The sequence below is a fragment of the Acinetobacter sp. B-6 genome, assembly GCF_056930735.1.
Genome location: NZ_JBXPBY010000023.1, coordinates 57,727 through 65,976, shown reverse-complemented (window position 1 = coordinate 65,976; position 8,250 = coordinate 57,727). Strand labels below are relative to the sequence as shown.

8 protein-coding genes are annotated in these 8,250 nt (G+C 38.1%); 4 read left to right on the top strand and 4 right to left on the bottom strand.

All coding sequences use genetic code 11. The features are described 5' to 3' along the window. Positions 1–251: 251 nt before the first annotated feature. Positions 252–818, bottom strand: a complete 567-nt coding sequence (locus tag AC1Z3T_RS20530) for a peptidylprolyl isomerase (RefSeq protein ID WP_004823953.1) — start codon at positions 816–818, stop codon at positions 252–254. A gap of 292 nt (positions 819–1,110) precedes the next feature. Further along, positions 1,111–2,178, bottom strand: a complete 1,068-nt coding sequence (locus AC1Z3T_RS20525; RefSeq protein WP_046759646.1) for an alpha/beta hydrolase — start codon at positions 2,176–2,178, stop codon at positions 1,111–1,113. Positions 2,179–2,380: 202 nt separating this feature from the next. On the opposite strand from AC1Z3T_RS20525, the gene AC1Z3T_RS20520 reads away from it, so the two are divergent. The 3 genes from AC1Z3T_RS20520 to erpA all read left to right on the top strand — a co-directional run bounded on the left by AC1Z3T_RS20520 (position 2,381) and on the right by erpA (position 4,639). Beyond that, entirely contained in the window at positions 2,381–2,836 is a 456-nt protein-coding gene (locus AC1Z3T_RS20520) for a hypothetical protein (RefSeq protein ID WP_100884263.1), read from the top strand. A gap of 333 nt (positions 2,837–3,169) precedes the next feature. Continuing rightward, positions 3,170–4,174 carry a putative solute-binding protein gene (locus tag AC1Z3T_RS20515; protein WP_004823961.1) on the top strand — a complete coding sequence of 335 codons (1,005 nt, stop codon included), beginning with the start codon at positions 3,170–3,172 and terminating at the stop codon, positions 4,172–4,174. Between the two features lie 129 nt (positions 4,175–4,303). Further along, positions 4,304–4,639, top strand: a complete 336-nt coding sequence (erpA, locus tag AC1Z3T_RS20510) for an iron-sulfur cluster insertion protein ErpA (protein WP_004823963.1) — start codon at positions 4,304–4,306, stop codon at positions 4,637–4,639. Positions 4,640–4,709: 70 nt separating this feature from the next. On the opposite strand, the gene AC1Z3T_RS20505 is transcribed toward erpA, so the two are convergent. Beyond that, positions 4,710–5,552: an alpha/beta fold hydrolase gene (locus AC1Z3T_RS20505; RefSeq protein ID WP_100884262.1), complete on the bottom strand. Its 843-nt coding sequence runs from the start codon at positions 5,550–5,552 to the stop codon at positions 4,710–4,712. Positions 5,553–5,800: 248 nt separating this feature from the next. Then, positions 5,801–6,928 (bottom strand): anhydro-N-acetylmuramic acid kinase, encoded by a 1,128-nt coding sequence (locus AC1Z3T_RS20500; RefSeq protein ID WP_100884261.1) that lies wholly within the window; start codon positions 6,926–6,928, stop codon positions 5,801–5,803. Positions 6,929–7,010: 82 nt separating this feature from the next. On the opposite strand from AC1Z3T_RS20500, the gene tyrS reads away from it, so the two are divergent. Beyond that, on the top strand, positions 7,011–8,225 hold the full coding sequence (tyrS, locus tag AC1Z3T_RS20495; protein WP_004823969.1) for a tyrosine--tRNA ligase: 1,215 nt from the start codon (positions 7,011–7,013) through the stop codon (positions 8,223–8,225). Positions 8,226–8,250 lie beyond the last annotated feature (25 nt).

The following is an 8,250-nucleotide window of genomic DNA, read 5'->3' as shown; positions in this document are numbered from 1 at the left end:
TTCGTCAGTGATAAATAAGACGCAATAAACATTCAACAACTTAACCCTCTAAGCTAAGTTCGTTTGCTGTATCGCGTCGGGATGAGCTCATTATAGGGCAATTTCTTACACACGCAAGTGCTTTTAACTGATTGTTTTATTGAGTGTTGTATTTTTATGCACTATTTTGGTTCATTTTTAGACTTATTATGGCGTAAGCTTTTAATAATAAAGCAGAAATATGACCAAAATATTTCTGCTTTATTTTTTAATTATTTTTTGACATTGCTCTTTATGGTTTGAATACTGATGATTTTTACAGCTTGTTTAGGTACATCTTGATACATCCCAACTGTTGCTGTTGGGGTTTGCACAATTTTATCTACGATATCGAGTCCTTGAGTAACTTTACCAAACACGGCGTAACCTGGGTTACCCGCAGACTTATTTAAAAAGTCGTTATTTGCAACGTTAATAAAGAATTGACTGGTTGCTGAATTTGGTGCATTGGTTCTCGCCATTGCTAAAGTGCCACGAAGGTTCTTTAAACCATTACTCGATTCGTTTTGAATCGGCGCCTGCGTTACTTTCTCTTTCATATTACTATCGAAGCCACCGCCTTGGATCATAAAGCCAGGAATAACGCGATGGAAAATGGTGCCATTATAGAATTGACTATTTACATAGCTCTTAAAATTCTTAACGGAAATTGGAGCTTGATCATCATATAGTTCAATATTGATGTTGCCCAAGTTGGTTTTGATTTGCATATCTGTATTGGCAAATACAGGTTGCATGAGAATGCCCAAAGCAACACCCATACCGATTTTCTTAATCATTGTCTTTTTTCCTTAAATTGATTTGATAAGTTTGCGCTTATATTAGTGTGCTTTTATATGATTGAAAAATGACATTTCACCACCTTTACCAATACCCTACATTTATCTGTTGAGATAAAGTTGAAGTTCGAATTGTTTAAATGGTCTCAGCATCTTTACATTTAGTATCTTTATATATGGTCAGCTTAGCTAGCTTACGTATTTTGCTTTTTACTTATTTTGATTGTTTTTTAGCCAACAACTATTGTTTCACGTGAAACAATAGTTGTTGATACTCAATATACAATCGGCTTTATTGTTTATCCCAAAATTTACGAAACTCTTTACTCATTTCAATGACGTATTTTTTTGCTTTTCGTGATACTGGCGTTAGGTTGATAAAACCGTGAGTTTGATCTTCATAATCATGGTAATGAACTTTGACACCATTTTGTCTGAGTTTGTAGGCGTAAATTTTACCTTCATCATGCAATACATCATGCCCTGCTGTGATCACAAAGGCTGGTGCAAGTTTCTTGAGAGGACCATTGGTTGGTGAAATGATTGGATCATCCAAGGCAACATTAAAACGTGTGACGTAATAGTCTGTCACATAATCAATATCAGAACCTGTTAAAACCAAACCATCTTTATAAGCAAAGAAGGAAGGATGTCGACTCTTAAAATCAACAGCAGGATAAATTAAAAATTGAGCTTGTGGTGCATATACTGAATTTACTGTTCGTTGTGCCACGACTGCACTAATATTGCCACCTGCACTATCTCCACCAACTGCAATCCGACTTTTTAGGATTTTAAATTGACGGCGATTTTGATATACCCAAGCCAGAGCATCTTCACATGACTGGATCAATTCGCGAGGTCCAACTTCTGGAGCGAGTGGATATTCAATACTTAAAACTTGAACTTTTGCATGTGCTGCAATTAATCGACACACTTCATCATGCGTATCAACACTCCCCACGACAAAACCACCGCCATGGTAAAAAACAAGCATTGGTAATTTTTTATTTGGTGCGGGATGATAATGGCGCGCATAAACACTACCACTTTGTAATGGTAAACGAATATCTTCTACAAACTGAACATGGGTAGGTTTATTGATAATAGATTGCATTTGTGATTCAAACTGCTTTCTAGAGCGTTCTACATTTGCACCAATAAAGCCTACTTTACCTTGCTTGAGTTGAGCAGCCATCAAACATTTGGTAAAGCTGTCCAATTGAGGGAATTGGTAAGGATATCCCAATAACTTGCTTAAAGACTCTTGTGCAAATGTCGGTAAACGATCTACAGCACGCCCCGCTGAACCTTGCCCCTTTTCGACTAACTCATGAATATTACGTTGAAAAGCAACCATTATGTTTCTTCCTTAAATGTCCAAATTCTTCATATTTTCTACATGATCAGGAATTGACTGACTATAATCTTATATAAGTCTCGTCATCGATATACAAATATAAATTTTAAATACGCTAATCTGACTAAAATGACTTGTCATTGACTATTTTGCTATATCTCAGTTTTTTTTTGCTATTTTGATTGTTACACGGAGACAACTTATGGCTATCAAAGCATTATTTGTTTCGCTCATAACATCTATTATTGCTGTGGGTTGTGTTGCATTTCCCGATGAAGGTTATGACACACGCGGTTATGGACAACCGATTTATCGTGATTATGGCTATACTCCACGGTATGATTCAAGATATGACCGCAATAATGACCGTCAGCGTTGGGAACGTGAGCGTGCCTATCGTATACAGCAAATGCGGATTGAACAAGAACGGCGCCAAGCTCAGCATGATCGACAACGTTGGCAATATGAACAAGCAAAACGTGATCAAATGAGAAAACAGTATTGGGAACAACGTCGACAAGAGTGGAATAACAAATCTAATCATGATCGTCGCTGGGACAATAGAGCTGACCCAAAACAATGGCAACAGCACGACCGCCAAAATCAACGTGATAAAAAACGTGATGATCGTCGAGGGCGTGACAACAATAAAGACTAAGGGTTCAAACTACACCTCAATGCTATTGTCAATTTAGCAAATGCAATGAAGCTTTGAAAAACAAAAATCAAGGTTTTACAAGACCATTTGCTAAATGATCAGGTTTATATTCTGATTTGAAATTTTGTCATTTAAGTCATTGTGATTTCATTCATTTCAGGCAATGATTTGGCTAATGTCAAATGATACTTTCACTCAAATTATGACCATGGAAATGAATGAATTGAGTGGAATATTTGATTGTGTAATAAATCATATCCTGAATTAAATTCTTGATAAAAAGTCCAGTTTGGTTGGACATGAATAATATTGATCATGGAAAGGAAAAAAATAATGAAATGGTCTCATGCCCTCATTGTTGCTACAGGTCTTTTGGCTGCTGTTTCTACTACTCAAGCAAAACAAGTCATGTGTGTGTTTGATTTGGTTGGTAAAAATGGCGACGTTTTTACATTAATGAAAGATTATCAACTTGCAGCGAAAAACTGGGGTGCAGATCTTGAATTAAAAGTAAATTCTAATGAAGCCGTCATTGCTGAAGATTTTAAAGCTGGTAAATGTGATGCTGTCAGTATTACGGGAATGCGTGGTCGTCAATTTAATAGCTTTACAGGCTCTTTAGATGCCATAGGTGCGATTCCTGACCTTAATCTTGCGGTAAAAATCATGCAAGGACTTGCTAGTCCAAATTTTGCCAAATACATGACCAATGGAAAGTATGAAGTGGTCGGAGTAATTCCTGTTGGTGATGCTTTCCTCATGGTCAATGACCGTAACATCAATACCGTTGCCAAAGCAGCAGGGAAAAAAATTGCAGTTCTTGACTATGACCAAGCCCAAAAGATTATGGTTCAACAAATTGGTGCTCAAGCTGTAAGCGCCGATGTAACCAATTTTGGGAGTAAGTTTAACAATGGGCAGGTTGATATTATTGGTGCACCTGCCGCTGTATTTAAACCACTAGAGTTACATAAAGGTCTAGGCAGTAAAGGTGCGATTGTTAATTATCCACTTTTACAAGTGACTGGAAATATTATTATTCGCCCTGATAAATTCCCAGCTGGTTATGGTCAAAAGTCTCGTGATTGGATTAAAACTCAGCTTCCTCGTGCCAACAGTATTATTGGTAAGATGAAGGCAGATATTCCTGCTAAATACTGGATGCAGGTGCCTGAAGGCGATAAACCAGGTTATCAAAAGTTAATGCGTGAGTCGCGTATCAGCTTAACCAAACAAGGTGTTTACAATAAGCAAATGATGAAAATTCTTTGGCAATTCCGTTGTAAAAATGACCCTAAAAACTTTGAGTGTGCCCTACAAGATGAGAACTATAAATAATTCCAGATTAAATCCGATAAATTTAGTCTGAATTTACTTTAAAGTTCACTCACTGACCATATATTGAGTATGTTATACTGAATATATGGTCTTTTTGTTTAAGCCATTCGAAATATGAGGAACAATATCATGACCGCCCAAGCACTTGAGCTGACCGACAATGCTGCAAATAAAGTTCGCCAACTTCGTGATAGCGAAGGTAATCAAGATTTGATGTTACGTGTCTATGTAACGGGTGGCGGCTGTTCTGGTTTTTCTTATGGATTTAATTTTGCTGAAAGCATGAACGAAGATGACGCAGAATTTATCAACGGCGATGTAAAAATGTTAGTTGACTCATTGAGTTACCAATATCTTGTTGGCTCAAAAGTAGATTATGTTGAAGGTCTAGAAGGCTCTCGCTTTATTGTTGAAAATCCAAATGCAACAACCACATGTGGCTGTGGTTCATCATTCTCCATTTAATTCAAAGCATATTTTGAATCAAATCATGCCCTCTTCTTGTGAGGGCATTTTTATGGTTAGAACATCAATATTAAATCGTTTCTAAAATATACTGACTCAATGCTTTGGCATTTTGAACAGGAATCCAATGTGTTGCATCCATAATAATTTCTCTATAAGGTGCAGCAATATAACGATGATTCAATTCGACACTTTTTGCACTTACTGCTGAATCATGTTTGCCCCAAATAAACAAAGTTGGAACGCGAATCGGTTGAGTAAGATGGCGGTTTGAACTAAATGGAAGTCCTCGATACCAATTTAATGCATAGCTTAAACGTTGTTCAGCCACCATGTCCTGTTGAAAATCTTCAAGTTGTTTCGTAGTCATTCCTGAATCTTTTAATAGACCTAAGCCTAATTTTGGGACTTTTTCAAACAACAGCTCGGGAATCTTCGGCAGTTGAAATAATCCAATATAATATGATTTTAATAGTTGATTACTGCTCAGCATTGCTCGCATAAATGCGGCTTTATGTGGAACTGAAACCGTAATGAGATGTTTAATTTTTTCAGGATAATGCTGGGCAACCTCCCAAGCCACGACAGCACCCCAGTCATGTCCGACCAAATATACAGGTTGCTGGATCATTTCTAATAAAGCATTTACATCTGCTACCAACTCTGCACTTCGATAGTCCCGACGATTTTCTGGTTGCGCCCCAAGACTATATCCACGCTGATTAATAGCAAAAGTTCGATAACCTTGTTCATTTAAGATTTCAGCGGTTTCTGTCCAACTTTTATTGGTTTCAGGAAAACCATGTAATAACACAAAAATCTGTCCATCTAAAGGACCTGAATCAATCACGTCAAAGGTTAAACCTTCTCTTTGAAAAGACTCAATACGTTGTTTTTCTATTGCTAAGCTCATGGGCATCTCAAATTTTATTTTTACTGATCTTGAAAGTTTACTCACGATTTTTTAACAGCAGTACAGGACATTCTTCACGCTAAACAGGTCGATGATTGTTCGACAAAAATTCTGTTATTAGGGTTTTACTACAGATAAATGATGCTTAAATTTATCGGCTAGTTTTTGAAAACATTGTCATAGACCTATATTTTTCATCTAAATCTCATATCAGTAAGATGAAACGCACACCTTACTGATGATCAACCTTAAACAGCAGTAATCGTTCCCAAAACACGATAACCTTTTGCACCCGTCACTGCAGGTAAATTTCCACTCATCTGCTGATCAAAACGCATTGCTAACCATGCAAAAGCTGTTGCTTCGACCCATGTTGGTGCTAAGCCCAAGGCAGAAGTCGATTGCACAGACCAATTATGTTTACGCAGACGCCAACGAAGTTGTTCTAACAAATGGGAATTATATGCACCCCCACCACAAACATAGACTTCACCAGTATCTAAAGGTGAACGATAGATGGCTTTTTTGATTGCACGCGTGGTCAGTTTCATTAATGTCGCTTGGACATTTTCAGGCGTATCTTCTAATTCATCATATTCTAAATCATTACGCCAATCGGAAATTTGCTCATCCAACCACTCTAAATTGAAGTCTTCACGACCTGTACTTTTAGGGGGTTCTTTGGAAAAATATTCATGTGACTGCAAACGATCTAACAAGGAACGAATCGGTTGACCATAAGCTGCCCAATTGCCATTTTCATCATAAGGCTGCCCAGTATAACGATGACACCATGCATCCATGAGAATATTGGCAGGTCCTGTATCGAACCCATAAACACCTTGTTCATTCCCCGCAGGCAACATACTGACATTGGCGATTCCACCTAAGTTGAGAATCACACGATGAATCGTTGCATGTTGGAACAATGCCTGATGAAATGCAGGAACCAATGGTGCACCTTGCCCACCTGCTGCCATATCGCGACGTCTAAAATCTGAAATTACAGGAATCTGGGTAATCTCAGTGATGATATTCGGATCGCCAATTTGTAAGGTAAAGCCATGTTCTGGACGATGTCGAATTGTCTGCCCATGTGAGCCAATAGCTTTGATCTGGCTTCTATCTAAGTTATTTTCTTGTATTAGTTGATTAATACCATTTCCAATCATGGTTGCAAGCGCCACATCTGCCTTACCCATTCGATCAATTTCATTATCATCGGGTAAAGTCAAAGCCATCAATTCATCCCTTAAATCAGGATCAAAAGCGACGGTAAGTGTGGCATGAACATGTAAAGGATCAAATGAAGCTGCAACAAAATCGACGCCGTCCATGCTGGTTCCAGTCATTACGCCAATATAGATTGTTGTCATGAGATATTCTTCGCCTGCATTATGCTGAAAAAATGTTAGTATATCGCACAAATAGTCTAACTGAAGTATTTGGGTTTTTGTAATGTCAAATTTCCTGCCGGCTGAAGAACAACTTGCCCTCATTCGCCGAGGCACTCATGAAATTATTTCTGAAGAAGATCTTCTGAAGAAACTGAAAGAAAATCGTCCTTTAAAAATTAAAGCAGGATTTGATCCAACTGCACCAGATTTACATTTGGGTCATACAGTTTTAATTAATAAGTTAAAAGCTTTTCAAGATCTTGGACATGATGTCACGTTCTTGATTGGTGACTATACTGCGATGATTGGTGATCCAACAGGTAAAAGTGCAACTCGCCCACCACTTTCACGTGAGCAAGTTTTAGAGAATGCAAAAACTTACCAAGAACAAGTATTTAAAATTCTTGATCCAAATAAAACCAAAGTTCGTTTTAACTCTGAATGGTTTGCAACAAAAACTGCTGCTGATTTGATTCAATTGGCTTCACAGCAGACCGTTGCACGTATGTTAGAGCGTGATGACTTTACAAAACGCTATAACAGTCACCAACCGATCGCCATTCATGAATTCTTGTACCCATTGGTACAAGGGTATGATTCGATCGCACTTGAAGCTGATGTAGAGCTGGGTGGAACAGACCAAACATTTAACCTCCTTATGGGTCGTACCTTACAAGGGCGTTATGATCAAGAGGCTCAAGTGTGTATCACTGTGCCTATTCTTGAAGGTTTAGATGGCGTCAACAAGATGTCTAAATCCTTAGGCAACTATATTGGTGTCTTTGATGCGCCGGGTGCAATGTACCAAAAAGTGCTGTCTATGCCTGATAGCTTGATTGAACGCTATTTTGAGTTACTTAGCTTTAAGTCTATGGATGAGATTGAAGTTCTTCTCAAAGAAATGGCAGATGGGCGCAATCCTCAAGAAATCAAGAAAATTCTTGCACTTGAATTGGTTGAACGATTCCATGGTGCAGAAGCTGCTGAACATGCCCACAAAGGTGCAGGTAACTTAATTACTGAAGGTGAATTACCTGAAGGTACACCAGAGGTAACCATTTCACGTGGCGAGTACGGTGGAGAAATTTCGATTGTTTCCATTTTACGCGCGGCGGGTTTAACTAAAAATTCAGCTCAATCTAAAGATGCTGTTTCACGTGGAGCAGTTAAAGTAGATTGGCAAGTTGTCGATGCTAGTTTTACAGTGAAAGAAAATGTGACTTTAGTGATTCAAGCCAGTAAGAAAGCCATTGCCAAAGTGACTTTCATTGACTAATTACAGTTAAAATTGCTTTGAAAAG